We start from the raw sequence: 20,726 nt of genomic DNA on the forward strand, positions 1-20,726 counted from the left end.
CGTCCTATTGTGGCGGTAGCCCGCCGCGATCAGATCGTCGGGTCCTCACCCGCGTCGATCGCCTTCCACTGATCCGCGGGTGTGGCGGCCGGATCACGCTCGTAACGCTGGGTCGGCCGGCGCCAGCGATGCGCCGTCAGTACGCCGGTCAGCCCCGCCGCGACCAGCGCCAGTCCACCGGCGAGCGCGACCCAGGGAGCCGGTCCGGTCCCCAGTCCGACGTGGTCGGTGACGGCCTGGCTCAGCTCCGGCCGGAGCCGTCCCAGCTCGGTCGTGTTCGGCCGGACCTCCAGCGCCACCCAGACCGCCGCGACACCCATCAGCAGCACGAGGGCCGACAGCACCCGGCGCAGCGCCGTACCGGCGAGCTTGGCCACGACCACCGCGACCACGGCCGCCAGACCGAGGGTCAGCGGCGCACGGCTCACGGCGTACCCGTTGAAGTCGACCGCCGGCCGGCCGCTGCCCGGGTCGGCGGTCGACCAGGTCAGGTAGGCCGACAGGGCGAGCAGACCCAGCGCCGCCAGGGCAAGCAGGTCGACTACACGTTGCGGGCTGCGCATCAGACCTCGGAGAACGTTCCTGCGACGGCGATCGCGTTGAGTACGGCGGCGGCCTTGGTACGGCACTCGGCGTCCTCGGCGGCCGGGTCGGAGTCCGCGACGATGCCGGCTCCGGCCTGCACGTAGGCCGTCGTGCCGCGCAGCACCGCGGTCCGGATCGCGATCGCGGTGTCGGCGTCACCGGCGAAGTCGAGATAGCCGACGACCCCGCCGTACACGCCGCGGCGGGTGACCTCGAGCTTGTCGATGATCTCCATCGCCCGCGGCTTGGGGGCCCCGGACAACGTCCCGGCCGGGAACGCCGCGGTCAGCGCGTCGAAGGCGGTCTTGCCGGCCGCCAGCCGCCCGGTCACGGTCGACTCCAGGTGCATCACGTGGCTGTAGCGGCGCACGTCCATGAAGTCGACCACCTCGACGGTGCCCGGCGCGCAGACCCGGCCGACGTCGTTGCGGCCGAGGTCGACCAGCATCAGGTGCTCGGCGCGCTCCTTGGCGTCGGCGCGCAGCTCCTCCTCCAGCGCGTGGTCCTCCTCCGGCGTCAGCCCGCGGCGGCGGGTGCCGGCGATCGGGTGCAGGATCACCTTGTTGTCGGTGACCTTGACCAGCGCCTCCGGGCTGGAGCCGACGATGTCGAAACCGTCCAGCCGGACCAGGTACATGTACGGGCTCGGGTTGGACCTTCTGAGCACCCGGTAGATGTCGAGCGCGCTCGCGGTCGTCTCCAGCTCGAAGCGCTGCGACACGACGATCTGGAACGCCTCGCCGGCCCGGATCTCCTCCTTGGCGTGCTCGACGGCCTCCCGGTACTCCGCGCTGGAGCGCTGCCGGTGCGGCTCGGGCTGCGCCTGACGATCCGCGCGGACGACGTACGACGGGGTCGGCTGGGCCAGGTCGCGCTCCATCGCGTCGAGCCGGCGGACGGCGTCGGCGTACGACTCGTCGACGCGCTCGTCGGAGTCGTCCCAGTTCACCGCGTTCGCGATCAGCCAGATCTCGCCGGTCTCGTGGTCGAGCGCGGCCAGGTCGGTGGCGAACAGGAAGGTCAGCTCGGGCAGGCCGAGGTCGTCGACCGTTGTGTCCGGCAACTTCTCCAGCCGGCGGACCGCGTCGTACCCGAGGAAGCCGACCATGCCACCGGTCAGCGGCGGCAGATCGGGCAGGCGCGGGGTGTGCAGGATCTCCAGGGTCTCCCGCAGCACCTGCAGCGGGTCACCGGTGGCGGGCAGACCGACCGGCGGCGTGCCGGTCCAGATCGCCTCGCCGTTGCGCTCGGTCAGCGTCGCGGCGCTGCGGACACCGATGAACGAGTAGCGCGCCCAGACGCCGCCGTTCTCCGCCGACTCCAGCAGGAACGTGCCCGGCCGCTCGGCCGCGAGCTTGCCGTACACCCCGATCGGCGTCTCCGCGTCGGCCAGCAGCCGGCGAGTCACCGGAATGACCCGCCGATCCTTCGCGTACTCCCGAAACGTCTCGAGGTCCGGGCTGTTCATGCCTCGACCTCGATCTCGCCGTGCTCGAAGCAGCTGCGCGTGCCGGTGTGGCAGGCGGGACCTTCCTGGTCGACGAGGACCAGCAGGGTGTCGGCGTCGCAGTCGACGAGGATCTGCTTCACGTGCTGGCGATGCCCGCTGGTCTCGCCCTTCACCCAGTACTCCTGGCGGCTGCGCGACCAGAACGTGCTCCGCCCGGTCGCGGCGGTACGGCGGACGGCCTCGGCGTTCATCCAGCCGACCATCAGCACCTCGCGGGTGTCGTACTGCTGCACCACCGCCGGGATCAGCCCGGCCGCGTCGAAGGTCAGCTCCTCGATACTCACCGAACCATTGTCCCTCAGCCCGGGCCACCCCCTGACCAGGAGGTCAGGACTGGACGCACCGGCCGCCTGACAGCCACGGGCCGGGCTGACAGGATGTGGGGATGACGACGAGTGTGGCGCGGGTGCAGACGCTGTTGCAGGAGCATCCGCTGATCGACGGGCACAACGATCTGCCGATCGCCTTCTACGAGTTGTGCGGCTACGACCTGGACGCCTACGACCTGAGCGTGTCGGTCCCGAAGCTGAACACCGACCTGCCGCGGCTGCGGCTCGGGCAGGTCGCCGCGCAGTTCTGGTCGTTGTGGGTGCCGCAGGACGAGCACGCCGTGCGCCGGACGTTCGAGCAGCTCGACTTCGTGCACCGGCTGGTGGAGCGCTTCCCGGAGTCGATGGTGCTGGCCCCGACCGCCGACGACGTCGAGGCCGCGTTCAAGGAGCGCCGGATCGCGTCGCTGATGGGCATGGAGGGCGGGCACTCGATCGGCGAGTCGCTCGGCGTCCTGCGGGTGATGCGCGCGCTCGGCGTCCGGTACATGACGCTGACGCACAACAACAACGTCTCCTGGGCCGACTCGGCCACCGACGAGCCGGTGCTCGGCGGGCTGAACGAGTTCGGCGAGCAGGTGGTCGCGGAGATGAACCGGATCGGCATGCTGGTCGACCTGTCGCACGTCTCGGCCGACACGATGCGGCACGCGCTGCGGGTGACGACGGCGCCGGTGATCTTCAGCCACTCGTCGGCCCGGGCGGTCTGCGACGTACCGCGGAACGTGCCGGACGACGTACTGACCACGCTGGCCGGGAACGACGGCGTCTGCATGGTCACCTTCGTGCCGTACTTCGTCTCGCAGCCGTTCGTGGACTGGGTCGCCGAGGTGCGCGAGCCGGCCGAGTCGCGCGGCCTGGATCCGCTGAAGCCGGCCGACCAGAAGAAGCTCGAGGCGGAGCTCGGCAAGCCGCGTCCGCGGGCGACGCTGGAGGACGTGGTCGCGCACGTCGAACACGTCCGCGAGGTGGCCGGGATCGACCACATCGGCCTGGGCGGCGACTACGACGGCTGCCCGCAGTTCCCGGTCGGGTTGCCGGACGTCGCGTCGTACCCGTCGCTGTTCTACGCGCTGGCCGACCGGGGCTGGTCGGACGAGGAGCTGGCGAAGCTTGCCGGAGGCAACATCTTGCGGGTGCTGCGGGCCGCGGACGAGGTCTCCGGCGCGTAGCCGCCGCGCCGCGTGCTCCCGTCAGGAGCACGCGGCGCACGTGGGCTTGGGCGTTCCTGCCTATTCCTTGCGGTACTGATCCCGCCGCTGCGGCAGCAGCGCGAATCCCGCGCTGCGGTACGTCGCGACCGCCCCCTCGTTGGTGCACGGCGTCAGCACCTGCGCCCTCGACGCCCCCAGCTCGCGCAACGCCGCGGCACCAGCCACCGTCATCGCGCGCCCGTACCCGCGACCGCGGTGCTCACGCACGACCCCGAGCGGCTCGATCAGCCCCGGCCGCCCCTTGCCCGCCGACCACACCGTCACCGCGCCGACCGCGGCACCCCTCGCGTCACGTCCGATCAGACACCGCGCCCGCGCGTACGGCGTACCGTCGGCCATCGCGTGCCACCGCTCGTCGGTGAACGTCGACCCGTCGAACGAAGCCCGCTGAATCGCCGTCCGCTCCGCCGCCGTCTCCGCCGTCACAATCTCGATCGCCAGCCCGCAGTCCTCCACCGGCTCGGCCAAGTCACGCTCCAGCGGCTGCCACGGGTCGTCGGCGTCCCAGCCCTCCAGGAACAACAGATCCCGAACGCGCGACTCCATCGGCGCCTCCAGATACACCTTCCCGGCGATCAGCACGCCCTCTTCCGGGTCGACCGCGTCGGCGACGATCTGCCGCGCCAACTCCTCGTCGCCGTGCGCCTGCGGCGCGATCGCCAACCGCAGCAGATCCGGCTCGTCCAGCATCCCGATCGCCAGAATCTCCCCGTCCCGCGCCCACGTCCGCACCGCGCCGGCCGTCCGCTCCACCCCGAACCGCCAGAACCACCCCAGATCCCCCGGATGCAACTGCACCGGCCCGTCGTCCACCTGCCACTCCGCCAGCCGCGCCGCCACCAACTCCAGCCCACCAACCGCGGGCGTCTCCCGCACGATCGTCATGCCCCGATCCCACACCACCCACCCCCGATCCCGCATGCGACTTTCCGGGCAGGCCACGGGTTTCGCGCAGGCCGTGTTTGATGAATTCCCGATCGGGCACGGGGCGGGCTCACCGTGTCATCGAGACGAGGAGTAGTTGTGCTGACCTTGACCGAGAACGCGACTCTGGTCATCAAGAGCATCACGGGTGTCGACGGAGCGCCGGAGGGCGCCGGGGTGCGGATCTCCCAGGAGAACCCGACCGATCCCTCGCTGGCGGTGACGACGACCGAGGCTCCGGTGCCGGGTGACCAGGTGCTCGAGGAGAGCGGCGCGCGGGTGTTCCTGGAGCAGAACGCGGCGAACGCGCTCGACGACAAGATCCTGGACGCCGCGGTGGACGACAAGGGCGGCGTCGAGTTCCTGTTGGTGCCGCAGCCGGGCGCCGGCCGGGAGAACGGTTCCGTGCCGACGCCGTAACCAGCTCGGGCGTGTTGCCTCACCAACAGGCCCGCCCCGAACGACGAAGCGGGCCGGAGCCCCTTTCCTACTCCGGCCCGCTTCGCCGTGTACGGAGGTGGCGGGAGCGGGATCGAGTACGGCGACAACGCTGCTGAACGGACGTGAGGACCGGACCGCACGGCCCGACGCGGGTTAGCGGCCCCGATCAGCCCGCCGAGCGCTGAGCGATCCAGCTCGAGTGCAACCGCGAGTAGACCCCGCCGAGCCGCACCAGCTCCGCGTGCGGGCCTCGCTCGACCACTCGGCCTTCGTCGAAGACGAGGACCTCATCCGCGGCTTCGGCTGTGGAGAGCCGGTGGGCGATGGTCACCGACGTACGGCCGGTCATCAGCCGTTCGAGCGCCGCGTTGACCCGGACCTCGGTGCCGGGGTCGACGGCCGAGGTCGCCTCGTCCAGCACGAGCAGATCCGGGTCGGCGATGTTCGCCCGGACCAGTGCGACCAGCTGCCGCTCCCCCGCCGACAGCGACTCACCCCGCTGGCCGACCGGCGAGTTGAGGCCGTCGGGCAGCGACTCCAGCCAGTCGGTGAGGCCCAGCGACTCGAAAGCGGCCAGCAGCTCGGCGTCCGTCACCTCCGGGCGCCCGAAGCGCACGTTGTCCGCCAGCGACGAGTCGAACAGATACCCGTCCTGCGGCACCATCACCACTCGCTCCCGCAGCGAGCTGAATGCGATCGTCCGCGCGTCCGCGCCGTCCAGCAGCACAGCTCCGGACGTCGGGTCCATCAACCGTGTCAGCAGCTTCGCGAACGTCGTCTTGCCCGACCCGGTCTCGCCAACGACCGCGACCCGCTGGTGCGGCTCCAGCCGGACGTTCACGTCCCGCAGCACCAACTCGCCTTCGGGGTAGGCGAAGTTCACGTCCGCGAACTCGACCGTGATCGGCCCGCGCGCCTGCGTCACACCGTCCGCGCCGGGGTCGACGACGTCGGCCGGCGTCGCGATCACGCCGAGCACCCGCCGCCATCCCGCGAAGGCGCTCTGCGCGTCGGTCAGCACCTGCGTCGCGATCTGCACCGGGTCGGAGAACAGCGCGACCAGGAACATGAACGCCAGGATCTCCCCCAGCGTCGCCTTCCCGTCCACGCCGAGCAGTACGCCGGCCGTCAGCACACCGGCGTTCGCCAGGCCGGCAGCCAGACCACCGATCGAGAACGTGATCCCGGTGATCGCCTGCGCCCGCGTCGCGGTCTTGCGGTAGTCCTCGATCGAGGCGTCGATGCGCTGCTGGGTCCGCCGCTCGATCGCGTACGCGCGGACCACCTGCGCGCCGACGACCGGCTCCGCGATCGCGGACAGCATCTCGCCGACCTTGGCCCGCACCACGCCGTACGCCGACGACATCAGCCGCTGCAACGACTTCAGGCTGGCGAACAGCGGGATGAAGCAGATCAGCACGACCAGCGCGAGCTGCCAGGAGTAGACGAACATCACCACGGTCGCGAGCAGCATCTGCCCGATGCTGACCAGGAAGATGAACCCGCCGAACTGCAGGAACTGCGACACCGTGTCGACGTCGGAGGTGACCCGGCTGACCAGCGCGCCGCGGCGCTCGGTGCTCTGGGTCAGCACCGGCAGGTCGTGCACGTGCCGGAACGCCTTGATCCGCATCGTCGCGAGGCCGCTCTCGGAGTTCACCGCGAGCCGCACGGTCGTCAGGTACGACGCGAACGCGGTGACCAGGATCCCCGCGGCACAGACCGCGCACATCCACGCCACGAACGACATGTCCGGACCACCGGGACCGGACAGCCCCTTGTCGATGGTCTGCTGCACCGCGATCGGTACGACGATCCGCCCGGCGGTCATGGTCAGCGCGAGCAGACCGGTGATCCACCAGCCGCGGGCCAGCTCCGGCGAGACCTTGATCCCCTGGCGCAGGGTCTCGAGTCCTCCGGCGTTGTCCCCGTGGTCGAGCCGGGTGGCCTCGGCGGCACTCACGCGCTTGCTCCTTCGCTGTCCAGATCGTCCAGTTCGGCCGCGAGCTCGGCCTCTTCCGCGCGCCGCGCGGCGTCCTTCTCGTAGGCGTCGACCAGGTTGCGGTACTCCGGCGACTTCTCCTGCAGCTCCAGGTGCGTGCCCTGGGCCACGATCCGTCCCTCGTCCAGGAACAGCACCTCGTCGGCCAGCGAGATCGTCGCCTTCCGGTACGCGATCACCAGCACGGTGGTGTCCGAGCGCCCACCCTGTACGGCGCTGCGCAGGCCGGCCAGGATCCGGGCCTCGACCTGCGGGTCGACCGCGCTGGTCGCGTCGTCCAGGATCAGCAGCCGCGGGCGCCGGACCAGCGCCCGGGCCAGCGCGATCCGCTGCCGCTGGCCGCCGGACAGCGTCGTACCGCGCTCGCCGACCTTGGTGTCGAGCCCCTCGGGCAGCGACCGGATGAAACCGTCGCCCTGCGCGATCCGCAGCGCGTCCCAGATGTCGTCGTCGGCGTAGTCGCCGCCGAGCGTGATGTTGCCGCGGATCGTGTCGTCGAACAGGAACGCGGTCTGCGCGACCAGCGCGACCGAGCCGGCCAGCTCGTCGCGGGCCAGATCGCGGACGTCGACACCGTCGATCCGGACCGCGCCCTGCTCGGGGTCGACCAGCCGGGTCAGCATCGTTGTCAGCGTCGACTTGCCGGCGCCGGTCGGGCCGACCACGGCGACCGTGCGGCCGGGGCGGACGGTGAAGTCGACGCCGGTCAGCACGTCGCGCTCGGGCAGGTAGCCGAAGTGCAGGTCCTCGACGTCCAGCCGCGCGGCGTGGATCGAGGTGAGCTTCTGGTCGCCGTACTCCATCCCGCCCTCGGCGGTGAGCACGCGCTGGACACGGTCCCAGCCGACGACCGAGCGGGGCAGCTCGCCGAGCACCCAGCCGAGCGCGCGGATCGGGAAGCCGATCAGCGTGAACAGGAACGCGACCTGGACCACGTCGCCGGCGTCCGCCGCGCCGGAGCGCACCCGCCCGACGCCGACCAGCAGCACGAGCAGGACGCCGATCCGCGGCAGCCCCTCGATCACCGGGTCGAAGGCGCCGCGGGCCTTGTTGACCGCGATGTTCGCGTCGCGCAGCGCCATCGTCGGCGCGGTGAAGCGCTCGGTCTCGGCCGCCTCGCGGCCCATCGTCTTGACCACCAGCGCGCCGTCGAACGACTCGTGCGCCACCTCGGACACGTCAGCACGCAACTCCTGGGCGCGGGTGGCGAGCGGCTGCAGCGTGCGCTGGAAGATCACGTTCGCGACGAAGACCAGCGGGAAGACCAGGCACCCGACCAGCGCCAGCCAGAAGTCGGCGGCGAACATCGCCGCGGTGGCGAAGGCGAGCATCGCGATCACGCCGATCGCCATCGGCAGCGGGGCGATCACGAACCAGATCGACTCGACGTCGGCGTTCGCGTTGGACAGCAGCTGGCCGGTCGGGTGCCGGTGGTGCCACTCCAGTGGCAGCTTCAGGTACTGCCGGGTGACCCGGCGCCGGTACGTCGCCTGCAGCCGGAACTGCATCACGCCGGCCCCGATCCGCCGCCCGACCACACCGATCGCCCGCAGTACGGCGATGCCGAGGAACAGTGAGACCAGCGCCGCGATCGCTCCGAAGGTGGTGTCGCCGCGCTCCAGCGCCGGGCGGATCACGTGGTCGGTGGCCCAGCCGAGCGCCCAGCCGTCGGCGACCGTCATCGCGCCGTACAGCATGCTCGCCGCGACCGAGAGCGCGAACACCCACGGCTCCTCGTAGATCGCGACGCGCAGGACCGCGAACCCGCGCCGGGTCACGCTCCCCTTGCTGGGGACTTTCGGCAACGGCACAGGAGACCCTTCGCGACGGCAGTGTCAGGTGTACGGCGTTGTCAGGTGTCAAGGCAGCCAGTGAGACTGACAACGAATGACATTCTGCCATTGGGAACCGACAACTACGATCGGGTTGTGACCGACTACAGCCGGGTGGAACGACTAGCTCTGTGTGATCTGTTCGACCAGGTCGGGCCTGACCAGCCCACGCTGTGCGAGGGGTGGACGACCCACGACCTGGCCGCCCACCTGTACGTCCGGGAGTCCGACCCGATCGCTGGGCCGGGCATCATGATTCCCGCGCTGGCGGACACCACCGAGCGGCGGATGGCCGCGGTCAAGAGCCGGTACAGCTTCACCGAGCTCGTCGGGAAGGTCCGTTCCGGGCCGCCGACGGTCTCGATCTACAACCTGCCGGTGATCGGCCACCAGCTGAACACGACCGAGTACCTGGTGCACCACGAGGACGTCCGGCGGGCGGTCCCCGACTTCCAGGTCCGGGCGCTGCCGGCCGCGCAGCAGGAAGGTCTGTGGAAGCAGCTCAAGCTGGCCGCGCGGTCGATGGTCCGATCGGCGCCGAGCGGGATCGTGCTGCGGCTGCCGGACGGGCGGGAGGCGGTCGCGAAGAAGCCGACGGCGGCCGGTTCGGTCACGGTGACCGGCGAGCCGGTGGAGCTCGTGCTGTTCTGCTTCGGCCGGCAGTCCGTCGCGCAGGTCGACCTTGACGGGGACCCAGAGATCACCGCGCAACTGCAGAGCAAGTCGTTCGGCGTCTGACCTGTGGTCGGGCTCAGCCGGCGTGAGGCTCCGGCTCGCCGGCTGCTTCTGCCCCGCCGGTCTTCTTCCGGCGATGCCGCTGAACCAGGCTGCTGACAACCGTCGTCAGCAGCACCAGCACGATCGCGGCCAGCACGCCCTGCCACGGCTCGTCGAACAGCGCGTACCCGAGCAGGCCGATCGCCATGTAGACCGCCGCCCACAGCGAGGACGCGGTCAGGTCGACCACCGCGAACCGGTGCCACGGGTAGCCCGCGAGCCCCGCGGCCAGCAGCACCGGCACCCGTCCGCCCGGGATCAGCCGGGATGTCAGCAGCACGGTGATCTCGTGCTCGGCCAGTCGCTCCTTCAATGCCTCCAGCGACGCGTTGTCGCGCAGCCAGCCGATCCGCTTGGCCAGCCGCTCCCCGCCCGCGCGGCAGCCGGCGTACACGATCAGGTCGCCGAGATAGGCGCCACCAGCCCCAGCGATCAGTACGCCGAGCAAGCCGAAGACCGGGTTGTTGTTGTGCGAGGCGAGCACCGCCCCGGCCGACACCGCGGCGCCGGTCGGCAGCACCGGCAGCACCGCGCCGAGCAGCACCGCCCCGGCGAGCACGACGAGGTACCAGATGTCGAAGTGGGCGTCACCGCTCACGGCAGCACCACCTCCGTCGACTGCCCGGGCTCCAGGACCTCCACCGTCACGCGCTCGTCGATCGCGGCCATCGCCGCCTTGAACCGGTCCCCCGGCGGCAGGAACAGCTCAGGCTTCAGCCACTCGCAGCCGATCGGCCAGAACGTCCCGAAATGCACCGGTACGGCGTACCGCGCCCCGACCCGCCGAACCGCCTCGGCGGCGCGGACCGGGTCGAGGTGTCCGACTCCGAGCGACGGACCCCAGCCGCCGACCGGGACCAGCGCCAGGTCGACCGGGCCGACCTCCGCCGCCAGGCCGTCGTACAGGTCGGTGTCGCCGGCGAACCAGACGCTCGGTGAGCTGCTGGACTCCACCCGGTAACCGAGCGCGGGCGCGCTGTACGACGACCAGGGCAGCCGGCGGCCGTCGTGGTCGGCGGTGACCGCGGTGATGTCCAAGCCGCCGATCCGCATCTGGTTGCCGGGGGCAACCTCGATGCAGCGGTCCGAGAAGGCCTTGCCGGCGTCGGCGTGGATCAGCCGCGCCGCTCCGCGCGGCACGATCAGCGCGGCGTCCGGCGAGACCAGCGGCAGCGACGTCAGGTGCAGGTGGTCGGCATGCAGATGCGAGATCAGCACCGCGTCGCAGCTCCCGGCATCGGCCAGCGGCAGCGGGCCGCGGCGACGGCGCAGGTGTGCGATCCGGGACGTCAGTACGGGATCGGTGAGCAGCCGGGTGCCCTGGTTCTCGATGGTGGTGGTGGCGTGCCCCCACCAGGTGATCCGCACCGCGTCAGGCCTCCACACTCGCGTCCTTCGGGCCGACCCGCTCGCCCGCGTCGACCAGGTCCACCGTCTCCACCTCCGGCCGCCTGCGCTGACCGAGCTGGTCGAGCCAGCCGATCAGCAGCTCGTGGACCGCGTCGGAGCCTACGGGAGGCTCGTTGACGACCCAGCGGCGCGGGTGCACCAGCACCGCGTCGGTCTGCCAGCCGCCGATACCGCCGTGGCAGCCGACCAGCTCCTCGAACGCGGCCACCTCGTGGGTGTACTCGTCGAGCCGGCTGACCACCACGAGGTCGCCGTTGTGCGGCATCTCGGCCTGCCGCAGCATCGACGCCGCGGCCATCGGCCCGTACGGCGCGAGCGGATCCTCCCCCTCGATCCGCCCGGTCCGCAGCACGTGCACCCCGGCCCGGCCGATTGCCACCGGCCCCTCGGCGAGCGAGTCGATCACGACGAAACCGATGCCCGGATGCGTCGCCAGACCGGGCACCAGCCGCGGGTGCAGCAGCTCGATCTCCTCCAGCGGGACCCGGCCCGGGGTGGTCGCCAGGTAGATCAGGGCGAGGTTGCCGGAGGCCGTGACGACCATCTGCTCGTCGGCCGCGACCGGCGGCTCGCAGTCGCGCGGGCCGAGCTCGACCTCACCCCGTGGCGCGTGGCCGTGCAGCGCCTTGCGAGTCACCGTCCCGGCGACGCTGCGGCGCAGGCTCAGCTCGGTCAGGAACGCGTTCACCGGTCCCCAGCCCTCGGACCGGCCGGTCGCCGCGACCGGCTCCTTGGTGGTGTCGACCAGGTCGTCGACCACCTGCGTCAGGGTCCGGCCGTAGCGCTGCAGGAAGGTCGATCCCTGGCTCTGGCCGTGGTCGGACAGCACGACGATCTCGTACGAGTGCGGCAGCGTGTCGATGATCCGCTGCAGCGCGCCGAGCACCCGGTCGAGGCCTTCCAGCGTCTGCAGCGACTCGGGCCGGGTCGGGCCGGCGTGGTGCGCGACCTCGTCGTAGTCGACGAAGTCGCAGTAGATCACCGGGGTGCCCTTGACCAGTTCGTCGGTGATCAGCGAGACGTTCAGGTCGCGCAGCAGCACGTTGGAGATCGCCCGCAGGAAGATGTAGGCGCCGCCGCGGTTGACCCGCGGGACCAGCTTGCGCCGGCGCTGCCGCCGGGCCTGGTGCAGCTCCTTGATCATCTCGCCGACGCACAGCACCAGTCCGCGGGCGGCACCCTGCGGGCTGGTGAAGAACCGGACGTAGCCGCGGCTGCGGGTCGGCGGCAGCGCGGCGCGACTGAAGACGAGCACCGAGTTCGGCGCGTCGCCGGACCAGTTGTTGCTGATGCTCACTCCGCCGTCGGCCAGCAGGCCGCGACCGGTCGACATCCGGGCCTCGATCTCGGCGGCGTCGCGGGACCGGTTGGTCACCATCACCCGGCCGGTCTCCTTCTCGTACCACCGGAACGCGGGGATCTGCCCGGAGCCGCCGTGCAGGATGCCCGCCTGGCTGGCCGGGGTGGTCGCCGGGACGCCGGTGTGCCAGCCGAGCATCGAATGGCTGCCGTCGCGGATCCAGCCGCCCAGATGCGGCAGGTTGCCCGACATCACCATCCAGTTCAGCAGCGGCTCGGACAGCCCGTCGATCTGGATGATCAGCAGGCCGGTCTTCGGCGCGGGCTGGATCCGGCGGGCCTTGCGGCGCACCCCGCGCATCACCTCGGCGACGTACGCGTCGTCGCTGCCGGCGTACGCGATCCAGCCGACGAACGCGCTGACCGAGGACATCACGATCGAGACCAGGACCGGCGCCTCGACCCCGCCGTGCAGGTTGACGCCGGGGTCGAGGGTGACGCCGAGATAGACCACGCCGAACTGCGAGAGCAGACCGCCGACCAGGACACCGAGCGAGCCGATCAGGATCGCCAGCCCGGCGAGCAGCCACCGCACCAGCAGCCCGATCACAGCCAGCAGCAGCACCAGCCGCAGGACCGGGAGGGTGCCGTCGCTGCTGATCTGCGGCAGGGTCCAGAAGGTGATGACCAGGGAGACCAGCGAGGCCAGACCGCCGAGCAGCAACGCCTGCAGACCTCGGGTGGTCCGGCGTACGTCGAGCCAGATCGGACGCCGGCGCCGGTCGCCGGAGATCTGTTCAGGTGGTTTGGCCAACCTTCGGACTCCCCGTTCGAGTAGTTCACTACTGGAACGAGACTACGAGGCCGGACCGACAGCCGGACCACCGCGCCACGCAACGGACGGGTCCTTCCGGGGAGAACCCTGAGCCCGGCGCGGGTGAACCCTCACTGCAGCTCGAAGTAGTCGACCTCCGCGTAGGCGTTGCCCTTGGTCAGCCGGATGGTGTTCCAGCCGGCGTTCAGCGTCACGCCGACCGAGGCCTGCCGCCAGTTGTCCCAGCCGGTGACCGGGTAGCTGACCGAGCCCTGGCTGTTGCCGTTGACAACCACACCGTGGCTGGCGGTGCTGCCGGAACCGTTCGCATAGCCGACCCACAGCGTGTAGCTGCCGGCTCGCGGCGCGTAGATCGTGTTTTGCACCCACGAGTCCGCGAAGTCGATGTACGCCGCGACCGCGCCGCCCGAGGCTCCGGCCGCGCCGCTACGGACCCGGCAGTTGTTGAGCGTGCCGCGCTCGGCCTCGGTCCGGACCCGGCTGCCGCGGACCACCGGGTAGTCGTTGGCCCAGCCGAGGTCGGCGACGTACAGGTGGCGGGAGCCGTTCACCCAGCCGTGCAGGAAGACCTTGTCGTTGGTGAAGTCCGCGCCGCCCGGGCCGCAGACGTGGTTGTCGAACGTCGCCGTCGTCATCAGCGGGCGATAGGCCGTCGTCCAGGGGCCGGAGAGGCTGGGCGCGACGGCGTACGACGTGAGGTACTCGCAGCCGGTGTAGCTGCCGCCGGAGTAGAACAGCACGTACTGGCTGCCGCGCTGGACCAGGTCGGGCGCCTCGATCACGCCGCCGGAGGAGATCAGCGCGGTGTTGCCGCCGGTGAGGGCAGTGCCGTTGTTCGTCGTACGGGTGAGCCAGAGGGTGGAGTTGACGCCGATCGCGTTGCCGTCGTTCTTCCAGAGCAGGTAGCGGGTGCCGTCGTTGGCGACGAACGTGTTCGCGTCGATCGCGCCGCCGAGATTGAGCGGGCAGATCAGCGGCTGGCTGCCGACGGGGTTGAACGGGCCGAGCGGTGAGTTCGCGGTCGCGACGCCGATGCATTGGCGGCCGGAGGCCTTGTGCCAGGCGGTGTAGGTGAGGGTGAAGCTGCCGTCCGGGTTGGGGTGGACGTCGGGCGCCCAGGTCCGGCCGGACTGGGCCCAGCCGGCGGACGGACCGCCGGGCATCGCGTCGCCGCGGATCGTCCAGGGGCCGTCGGGGCTGGGAGCGGAGGCGGTCGGGACGTGGCCGCGGCCGTTGTTGGTGGAGTAGGCGTACCAGGTGCCGTTCACCTGGATCACGTCCGGGTCGGGGAAGTCCTCGTTGATCACCGGTCGGGGGAAGACCGCGGCGGTGACTCTCTGCTCGGCGGTGGCCGTTTGCTCGGCGGCGACGGCGGCCGGGGCGGGGCTGGTGGTGGCGAGCGCGGTCAGGGCGACCAGCGCGGCCAGAATTCGTCTGCGCATCAGAACTCCTCAGGTGGGGCGGTACCTGTGGAGCCCACTTTTCCATCGATTCACCTGGATGAGTAGAGGCCGGCCCGGACGTGCAGCACCGACCAACCGCGCGACACGCCGTACGGAGCTGGCCTGCGGCGGCGTGTCGCGGGAGTTGGACAGTGCTGCACGTCCGCTTCGCCGATCGCTGGACCCCGGGGCTCCGGGGGTGTTGACTCCGTTTAGTTGTTTTCCGCCAGAGGGGTTGGAGTTCTCGTGAAGTTCTTACCAAAGGTGTCACCACGGGGAGTCGTCGCGGTCGCCGCGGCGCTCGCGGCAACCGCGGGGCTGGTCGGTCAGACCGCCGGATCCCCCGCCGCCGCGCCGACCGGGCTGCAGCAGCAGCTCGACACGTTGCTGGCCGACGCGCGCTTCCAGGGATCGCAGGTCGGGCTGGTGGTGCGCGACGCGACCACCGGCGAGACGCTGTACGACCGCGCCGGCGGCACCCGCCTGCTGCCGGCCTCGAACACGAAGCTGTTCTCGTCCACGGCCGCGATGGACACGCTCGGGCCGGACTACCGCTTCCACACCGACGTACTGGCCACGGCGCCGGTCCGGGGCGGTCAGCTGCACGGCAACCTCTACCTCAAGGGGTACGGCGACCCGACCGCCCTCGAGTCCGACTACGTCGCGCTGGCCAAGCAGGTCGCGCAGGCCGGCGTACGGCGGATCGACGGTGACCTGGTCGCCGACGACACCTACTTCGACCACGTCCGCCTCGGCGACAGCTGGGCCTGGGACGACGAGCCGTTCTACTACAGCGCCCAGATCTCCGCGCTGACGCTCGCGCCGAACACCGACTACGACTCCGGTACGGCGATCGTCGAGAGCCGCCCGGGCAGCACGGTCGGGGCACCGGTGAGCCTGAAGCTGGTCCCGGCGACCAGTGTGATCAAGCTGGTCAGCACGGCGACCACCGGCGCGGCCGGGTCGGCCAACACCCTCAACATCGAGCGTGACCACGGCACCAACGTCGTACGGGTCACTGGTTCGGTCCCCGCCGGCAGCAGTGTCGGCACCGAGTGGGTGACGGTCTGGGAGCCGGAGGTGTACGCCGCCGACGTGTTCCGCCGGGCGCTCGCCGCGCAGGGCGTCCGGGTCGACGGGCGGATCAAGGTCGCCGCGACGCCGGTTGCCTCCGCGCGCCGGCTGGCGCGGGACGAGTCGATGACGGTCGGCGAGCTGATGAGCCCGTTCATGAAGCTGTCCAACAACATGCACGCCGAGACGCTGGTCAAGGCGATGGGCGCGGTCGCCAAGGCCGACGGCAGCTGGTCGAGCGGACTCGGCGTGGTCACCGACTACGCGCGCAGCGTCGGCGTCGACACCAGCAAGATCCGGCTCTCGGACGGCTCCGGGCTGTCCCGCAAGGTCAACGTGACCGCCCAGAGCGTCACCGATCTGCTGATCGCGGCTCAGAAGGAGCCGTGGTTCGCGCAGTGGTACGCCGCGCTGCCGATCGCCGGTAACCCCGACCGGGCCATCGGCGGAACGCTACGCAGCCGCATGGCCGGCACTCCGGCGGCCAACAACGTGCACGCGAAGACCGGCTCCCTCACCGGCGTCACCGCCCTGTCGGGGTACGTGTCCACGAAGGATGGGCGCAAGCTGGTCTTCTCGATGATCAGCAACAACTACCTCACCAGCCCGCGCTCGGTCGAGGACGCGGTCGCGGTCACTCTCGCGTCCTGGTCCGACGCAGCGCCGCCTGCCGCGATCGCCCCGAACGCCAAGCGCACGGCATCGGCGGACGAGGCGTGCGGGGAATGGGTGAAGGCCTGCTGAGGCAGTTCGAGTCGACGAAATTGCGATGGACAGCGCGGTGCGTCGTCTCCACGATGTGGGGATGACCGCCGCGCTGCCCGCAGGGCTCACCGTTCGATCCGCCGAGCTCGCCGACGCGGAGGAAATCGCGGCGCAGATGGGCGCGTACACGTCGGCGCTGCTCGGGTTCCCGCAGCACAGCCCGGAGAACGTGGCCGACTACCTGCGCGATCCGGCGATGGATCTGGCCACCGGCAGTTGGCTGGTGCACGACGGCGACAAGCTCGTCGGCAGTGCGACCGCGGTGCGGATCGCCGATCGGCGGCAGGTCGACGTCGATGTGTTCGCGGCAGATCCGGCGATCGCGGCCTGGTTGTTCGACACCGCCACCGAGGGCGCGATCGACCGCGCCCGCGCCGACGGGTTGCCCGACGTACGACTGCATTTCGGGCAACTCCAGCAGGACGAGACGGCCGCGCGACTGGCGACCGCCCATGGCTTCACCGTGACCACGTCGATCCAACTGATGCGCATCGAACACCCGACCGCGTCACGACCCGCGGCCGCACGCCCCACACCCGAGCGTGACTCGGGGATTGAACTACCCGAGCCGCCGGCCGGGGTGACGCTGCGCGTCGGCGCCTTCGACGAGGCGACGAAGCGGGCCGCGCACGCAGTGATCGCCGGGGCGTTCGACACGCAGCCCGGCTCGGCTCCTCGCCCGTACGACGACTGGGTCGCGTCGCGGGAGTCGCGGTCGACGTTCGACTGGTCGCAGCTGGCGGTCGCCGAGCTGGACGGCGAGCCGGTCGGCGTACGCGAGTGCAGCGACACATTCCTGAGCAGCGACAACTGCAACTACATCGGCCGGCTCGGCGTCCTGCCCCAGGCGCGAGGGCGGGGGTTGGCGAAGTTCCTGCTGCGGGACCAGTTCGCGCGGGACGCGGCGGCCGGGCTGACCGGAACGATGCTGCACGTCGACAGCTCGAACCCGACGCCCGCGGTCGGGCTCTACCTGGGCGTCGGCATGCGGCCGACGGTGATCACGGCCATCTGGGAGAAGAGCATCCCGCTGGCCGACTGACCTCGCCGCCGCCGCCCGCCTGCTCTTTCCTTGTTGAGTTGACAAGCGCAGGGCCGGGATCGAGCAGAGTCGTCCACAGGCACACCGGAAACCAGGGGCGACGACCTCGCCGGGGCGGTCGCGGTCCGCCCCGGCGAGGTGTCAGTTCAGTACCACGCGCTGGCCGGTGGAGCCGGCCAGGATGCGGCGGCTGCCGATGGCGGTGCGCAGGTCGAGTTCGACCTTGACCGGTCCGGTCTGGGGCTTGAGGCACTCTCCGCCGTCCGGCTCGTCCGGCGCCACCACGTAGCGGTACGCCGCGATCCGGACCGTGGTCGCGTCCTGGTCGAGGATGCGGACCATGGTGTGCGGGTAGCACCCCTCGCCGGCCTGACCGGCCCGGGCGGCCTCGACCGCCAGGACCGAAGGAGCGCCCGGTACCGGCCGCACAGCCGTCACCGGGATCTCCTTCTGCAGCAGCATCAGAGTGGTACCGAACTTGAACTGGGCCGGCGGCGGCCCGTCGTCCAGCACGCCGAGGGTCGGCGTACTGATCGGGGCGGACGGCTCGGCTCCACGCTGGACGTCCTGCGTGGTGATCGTGGCGACCGTCGCGACTGCCACCACAGCCGCGACGGCCAGCAGGTTGCGTTGCCGCCGGCGCCGGCGGGCTCCGTGCTCGACGCCGGCGAAAGGCGGGGCCTGCTCGGGGGTCTGCTCGTCGACGTACTCGACCAGCAGCTCGGTCCTCAGCTCAGCCACGGGGCACCTCCTCCTGTACGGCGAGCAGCGGGGCCAGCGCCTGCCGGGCTCTGGCCAGCCGGGACTTCACGGTGCCCGGCGGTACTTGCAGTTCGTCGGCGATCTGGTCGACCGGCAGATCCATCACGTGGTGCAGCACCACCACCGCGCGCTGAGCCGGTGCAATCCGGGCCAGCGCCGCGGCGACGTCGAGCGCGTCGCCGTCCGGCTCCCGAGCCTGCTCCGCGCGGCCGAACAACTTGGCCGACGCCTTCGCCGCGACCTGCTGCCGCCGCAGCCGGCTGATCAACGTCCGTACGGCGACCGCCCGCACCCAGGCCTCCGGGTCGTCGTACCGGCGGATGCTGTCCCAGCGGCCGAGCAGCTTCACGTACGCGTCCTGCGCGACCTCCTCGGCATCGGCCCGGGACCCGCCGATCGACACGAGCACGCCGATCAGCCGCGGCCAGGTCCGGGCGTAGAGCGCCGCGACCTCCGCGTTCGGATCGGTTTCGCTGTGCCTCACACCGCTAACACGCGCCGGCATCGGACCAGGTTCCATCTTTTCTCGAACCATTGCATCAGCGAGATGTGAGAGATTACTCTCGAAACATGTCTCTCAGAAATCCGTACGGCGATTTCGAGGTCACCGACCCGCAGGCGATGCGCGCGCTGGCCCATCCGGTCCGGCTGGCCGCGTTGAGCTATCTGCAGCGGAACGGGCCGGCTACCGCGACCCAACTGTCCGAGCACGTCGGCGCCTCCCCCTCGGTGACCAGTTGGCATCTGCGGCACTTGGCGGGGTTCGGCCTTGTCACCGACGGGCCGCCGCCGGAAGGCACCGCGGACCGGCGGCAGCGCTGGTGGCAGGCCGTCGCGCGCGGATTCCGGTTCGACATGCCGGAGACGCCGGAAGGCGCCGAGGCCGGCCGGCTGCTGCGCGCCGAGGTGATGAACCAGGCACTGGAAGCCGCCCAGCACTGGCTGGCCGAGACCGAGCCGGCGCTCGATCCCGAGTGGAGCCGCGCGGGCGGCTCGTCGAACACGCTGCTGCACGTCACCCGCGACGAGCTCGACCAACTGGAGAACGCGATCCAGGACCTGCTCGCGCCGTACGTGCAGCGTGGGTCGGGCGACGCCCCGGCCGACGCCCGGCCGGTCCGGCACCTCCGCATGCTGTTGCCTGAAGCAACCGACTCCTGAGACCGAAGTGAGGCCGCCGATGAAGACCCTGTCCGCCACCAGTCTGCTGCGGGACCGGCAGTTCCGGACCCTGTGGTCGGCGCAGGCCGTCTCGGAGTTCGGCGATCGGATCAGCGAGCTCGCACTGCCATTGATCGCCGTCACGTTGCTCGACGCCAACGCCTTCGAGACCGGACTGCTGACCGCCGCCGTCTGGTTACCCAACCTGTTCTCCCTCTTCATCGGTACGTGGGTCGACCAGCACCGCGACAAGCGGCCGCTGATGATCGCGGCCGACCTGACCCGGACCGTCGTGCTGCTGTCGCTGCCGGCGGCGTACTGGCTGGACGTGCTGACGCTGGGACAGCTCTACGCGATCGCGATCCTGGCCGGTACGGCGCACGTTGTGTTCAGCACCGCCAACGCGGCGTTTTTCGTCCGGGTCGTACCGCGGGAACAGTTCCTGGAGGCGAACAGCAAGCTGTCGGCGACCCGGTCGTTCTCGTTCATGGCCGGCCCGGCGGTCGGCGGCGCCCTGGTGCAGTGGCTGACCGCGCCGGTGGCGATCGTCGTGGACGCCTTCTCGTTCCTGTTCTCCGCCCTGCAGGTCTCGCGGCTGAAGGTCGAGCCGGGCGCCGCCGACGAGACGACCGAGACGCTGTGGCGTCGGGCGCGCGACGGCATGGGCTACCTGATGCGGCATCCGTACCTGCGCAGCAGCCTGGCCTGCGCGACGACGGTGAACTTCTTCAACATGATCGGGATGGCGCTGCTCGTGCTCTTCGCCAGCCGGAACCTCGGCCTGTCGGCGGGAGTGATCGGTCTGGCGTTCGGCATCGGCGCGACCGGTGGGCTGCTGGGCGCGATCGCCGCGGCGCCGCTGGCGCGTTGGCTGGGCGCCGGTCGATTGATCGCCCTCGGCGCCGTGGTTTTTCCGTTCTCGATCGGCATCCTGGCGCTGGCGGACGGCCCGCTGTGGGCTCGCGCGACTGCCCTCGCGGCCGCCGAGTTCGTCGGCTCCTTCGCGGTGATGTGCTTCGACGTCCCGCTCAACTCGTTGCAGGCCGCGGTGATGCACGACCACATGCGCAGCCGAGTGGTCGGTGCGTTCAGCAGCATCAACTACGGCGTACGGCCGCTCGGCGCGGTCATCGGCGGTCTGCTCGGGACGTGGATCGGAGTCCGCGAAACGCTCGTCGTCTCGGCCGTCGGAGGTGCCTTCTCGGTGCTTTGGCTGCTGCGCTCCCCCATCATCAGCACCAAGTCGCTGGACAATCTGCAGCCACCCGAAGGGGTTCTCGTCAGCAGCGAACGTCGGTGACACCCGGAGGCGTCACCGACGT

The 20,726-nt window shown here is 70.9% G+C and carries 19 protein-coding genes; 7 read left to right on the forward strand and 12 right to left on the reverse strand.

All coding sequences use genetic code 11. The features are described 5' to 3' along the window. Positions 1 to 29: 29 nt before the first annotated feature. Genes BWI15_RS23610 through hisI form a run of 3 tightly spaced genes read right to left on the reverse strand, consistent with a single transcriptional unit; the run spans position 30 to position 2,379 of the window. Complete coding sequence (locus BWI15_RS23610; RefSeq protein WP_077016639.1) at positions 30 to 563, reverse strand: Trp biosynthesis-associated membrane protein; 534 nt, start codon at positions 561 to 563, stop codon at positions 30 to 32. Continuing rightward, complete coding sequence (locus BWI15_RS23615; protein WP_077016640.1) at positions 563 to 2,053, reverse strand: anthranilate synthase component I; 1,491 nt, start codon at positions 2,051 to 2,053, stop codon at positions 563 to 565. The genes BWI15_RS23610 and BWI15_RS23615 overlap by 1 nt, the downstream gene beginning before the upstream one ends. Next, a complete protein-coding gene (gene hisI / locus BWI15_RS23620) occupies positions 2,050 to 2,379 on the reverse strand; it encodes a phosphoribosyl-AMP cyclohydrolase (RefSeq protein WP_077016641.1) in 330 nt (109 codons plus the stop codon). Before hisI ends, BWI15_RS23615 begins: the two co-directional genes overlap by 4 nt. A gap of 101 nt (positions 2,380 to 2,480) precedes the next feature. Here hisI and BWI15_RS23625 point away from each other — a divergent pair, with 101 nt between their 5' ends. Further along, positions 2,481 to 3,596, forward strand: a complete 1,116-nt coding sequence (locus tag BWI15_RS23625) for a dipeptidase (RefSeq protein ID WP_077016642.1) — start codon at positions 2,481 to 2,483, stop codon at positions 3,594 to 3,596. Between the two features lie 60 nt (positions 3,597 to 3,656). On the opposite strand, the gene BWI15_RS40475 is transcribed toward BWI15_RS23625, so the two are convergent. After that, complete coding sequence (locus BWI15_RS40475; RefSeq protein WP_077016643.1) at positions 3,657 to 4,523, reverse strand: GNAT family N-acetyltransferase; 867 nt, start codon at positions 4,521 to 4,523, stop codon at positions 3,657 to 3,659. Positions 4,524 to 4,661: 138 nt separating this feature from the next. On the opposite strand from BWI15_RS40475, the gene BWI15_RS23635 reads away from it, so the two are divergent. Then, positions 4,662 to 4,982, forward strand: coding sequence for a Fe-S cluster assembly protein HesB (locus BWI15_RS23635; RefSeq protein WP_077016644.1), 321 nt, complete (start codon positions 4,662 to 4,664; stop codon positions 4,980 to 4,982). Between the two features lie 187 nt (positions 4,983 to 5,169). On the opposite strand, the gene BWI15_RS23640 is transcribed toward BWI15_RS23635, so the two are convergent. Both BWI15_RS23640 and BWI15_RS23645 read right to left on the reverse strand, forming a co-directional pair. Next, the gene (locus BWI15_RS23640) at positions 5,170 to 6,966 is read right to left on the reverse strand and encodes an ABC transporter ATP-binding protein (protein WP_077016645.1); all 1,797 of its coding nucleotides are present in this window, start codon (positions 6,964 to 6,966) and stop codon (positions 5,170 to 5,172) included. Continuing rightward, positions 6,963 to 8,816 (reverse strand): ABC transporter ATP-binding protein, encoded by a 1,854-nt coding sequence (locus BWI15_RS23645; protein ID WP_077016646.1) that lies wholly within the window; start codon positions 8,814 to 8,816, stop codon positions 6,963 to 6,965. The genes BWI15_RS23640 and BWI15_RS23645 overlap by 4 nt, the downstream gene beginning before the upstream one ends. Before the next feature lie 117 nt (positions 8,817 to 8,933). Between BWI15_RS23645 and BWI15_RS23650 the strand changes: the two genes are divergently transcribed. Then, positions 8,934 to 9,575 (forward strand): TIGR03085 family metal-binding protein, encoded by a 642-nt coding sequence (locus BWI15_RS23650; RefSeq protein WP_077017230.1) that lies wholly within the window; start codon positions 8,934 to 8,936, stop codon positions 9,573 to 9,575. 13 nt (positions 9,576 to 9,588) lie between these two features. Here BWI15_RS23650 and BWI15_RS23655 read toward each other — a convergent pair whose 3' ends face one another. The 4 genes from BWI15_RS23655 to BWI15_RS23670 all read right to left on the reverse strand — a co-directional run bounded on the left by BWI15_RS23655 (position 9,589) and on the right by BWI15_RS23670 (position 14,600). Then, positions 9,589 to 10,212, reverse strand: coding sequence for a DedA family protein (locus BWI15_RS23655; protein ID WP_077016647.1), 624 nt, complete (start codon positions 10,210 to 10,212; stop codon positions 9,589 to 9,591). Further along, positions 10,209 to 10,982 (reverse strand): MBL fold metallo-hydrolase, encoded by a 774-nt coding sequence (locus BWI15_RS23660; RefSeq protein ID WP_077016648.1) that lies wholly within the window; start codon positions 10,980 to 10,982, stop codon positions 10,209 to 10,211. Before BWI15_RS23660 ends, BWI15_RS23655 begins: the two co-directional genes overlap by 4 nt. A 4-nt stretch (positions 10,983 to 10,986) precedes the next feature. After that, positions 10,987 to 13,137 carry an alkaline phosphatase family protein gene (locus tag BWI15_RS23665; RefSeq protein WP_237771426.1) on the reverse strand — a complete coding sequence of 717 codons (2,151 nt, stop codon included), beginning with the start codon at positions 13,135 to 13,137 and terminating at the stop codon, positions 10,987 to 10,989. 131 nt (positions 13,138 to 13,268) lie between these two features. After that, complete coding sequence (locus BWI15_RS23670; protein ID WP_077016649.1) at positions 13,269 to 14,600, reverse strand: family 43 glycosylhydrolase; 1,332 nt, start codon at positions 14,598 to 14,600, stop codon at positions 13,269 to 13,271. A gap of 246 nt (positions 14,601 to 14,846) precedes the next feature. Between BWI15_RS23670 and dacB the strand changes: the two genes are divergently transcribed. Together dacB and BWI15_RS23680 are read left to right on the forward strand one after the other, a co-directional pair. Continuing rightward, positions 14,847 to 16,418: a D-alanyl-D-alanine carboxypeptidase/D-alanyl-D-alanine endopeptidase gene (gene dacB / locus BWI15_RS23675; RefSeq protein ID WP_077016650.1), complete on the forward strand. Its 1,572-nt coding sequence runs from the start codon at positions 14,847 to 14,849 to the stop codon at positions 16,416 to 16,418. A 61-nt stretch (positions 16,419 to 16,479) separates the two neighbouring features. Continuing rightward, complete coding sequence (locus tag BWI15_RS23680) at positions 16,480 to 17,481, forward strand: GNAT family N-acetyltransferase (protein ID WP_077016651.1); 1,002 nt, start codon at positions 16,480 to 16,482, stop codon at positions 17,479 to 17,481. 141 nt (positions 17,482 to 17,622) lie between these two features. Here the strand turns inward: BWI15_RS23680 and BWI15_RS23685 are convergent, their stop codons facing one another. Beyond that, positions 17,623 to 18,222 carry a hypothetical protein gene (locus BWI15_RS23685; protein WP_077016652.1) on the reverse strand — a complete coding sequence of 200 codons (600 nt, stop codon included), beginning with the start codon at positions 18,220 to 18,222 and terminating at the stop codon, positions 17,623 to 17,625. Continuing rightward, a complete protein-coding gene (locus tag BWI15_RS23690) occupies positions 18,215 to 18,748 on the reverse strand; it encodes an RNA polymerase sigma factor (protein WP_077016653.1) in 534 nt (177 codons plus the stop codon). Before BWI15_RS23690 ends, BWI15_RS23685 begins: the two co-directional genes overlap by 8 nt. A 65-nt stretch (positions 18,749 to 18,813) precedes the next feature. Between BWI15_RS23690 and BWI15_RS23695 the strand changes: the two genes are divergently transcribed. After that, entirely contained in the window at positions 18,814 to 19,404 is a 591-nt protein-coding gene (locus BWI15_RS23695; protein ID WP_077016654.1) for an ArsR family transcriptional regulator, read from the forward strand. Positions 19,405 to 19,423: 19 nt separating this feature from the next. Further along, positions 19,424 to 20,704 carry an MFS transporter gene (locus tag BWI15_RS23700; protein ID WP_077016655.1) on the forward strand — a complete coding sequence of 427 codons (1,281 nt, stop codon included), beginning with the start codon at positions 19,424 to 19,426 and terminating at the stop codon, positions 20,702 to 20,704. Positions 20,705 to 20,726 lie beyond the last annotated feature (22 nt).

This window comes from Kribbella sp. ALI-6-A, assembly GCF_001984195.1.
In the GTDB taxonomy this organism is placed as follows: domain Bacteria; phylum Actinomycetota; class Actinomycetes; order Propionibacteriales; family Kribbellaceae; genus Kribbella.

Coding starts and splice junctions, on each gene's coding strand:
- BWI15_RS23610 (WP_077016639.1), bottom strand. CDS start 563: ATGCGCAGCCCGCAACGTGTAGTCGACCTGCTTGCCCTGGCGGCGCTG.
- BWI15_RS23615 (WP_077016640.1), bottom strand. CDS start 2,053: ATGAACAGCCCGGACCTCGAGACGTTTCGGGAGTACGCGAAGGATCGG.
- BWI15_RS23625 (WP_077016642.1), top strand. CDS start 2,481: ATGACGACGAGTGTGGCGCGGGTGCAGACGCTGTTGCAGGAGCATCCG.
- BWI15_RS40475 (WP_077016643.1), bottom strand. CDS start 4,523: ATGACGATCGTGCGGGAGACGCCCGCGGTTGGTGGGCTGGAGTTGGTG.
- BWI15_RS23670 (WP_077016649.1), bottom strand. CDS start 14,600: ATGCGCAGACGAATTCTGGCCGCGCTGGTCGCCCTGACCGCGCTCGCC.
- BWI15_RS23680 (WP_077016651.1), top strand. CDS start 16,480: ATGACCGCCGCGCTGCCCGCAGGGCTCACCGTTCGATCCGCCGAGCTC.
- BWI15_RS23690 (WP_077016653.1), bottom strand. CDS start 18,748: ATGCCGGCGCGTGTTAGCGGTGTGAGGCACAGCGAAACCGATCCGAAC.
- BWI15_RS23695 (WP_077016654.1), top strand. CDS start 18,814: ATGTCTCTCAGAAATCCGTACGGCGATTTCGAGGTCACCGACCCGCAG.
- BWI15_RS23700 (WP_077016655.1), top strand. CDS start 19,424: ATGAAGACCCTGTCCGCCACCAGTCTGCTGCGGGACCGGCAGTTCCGG.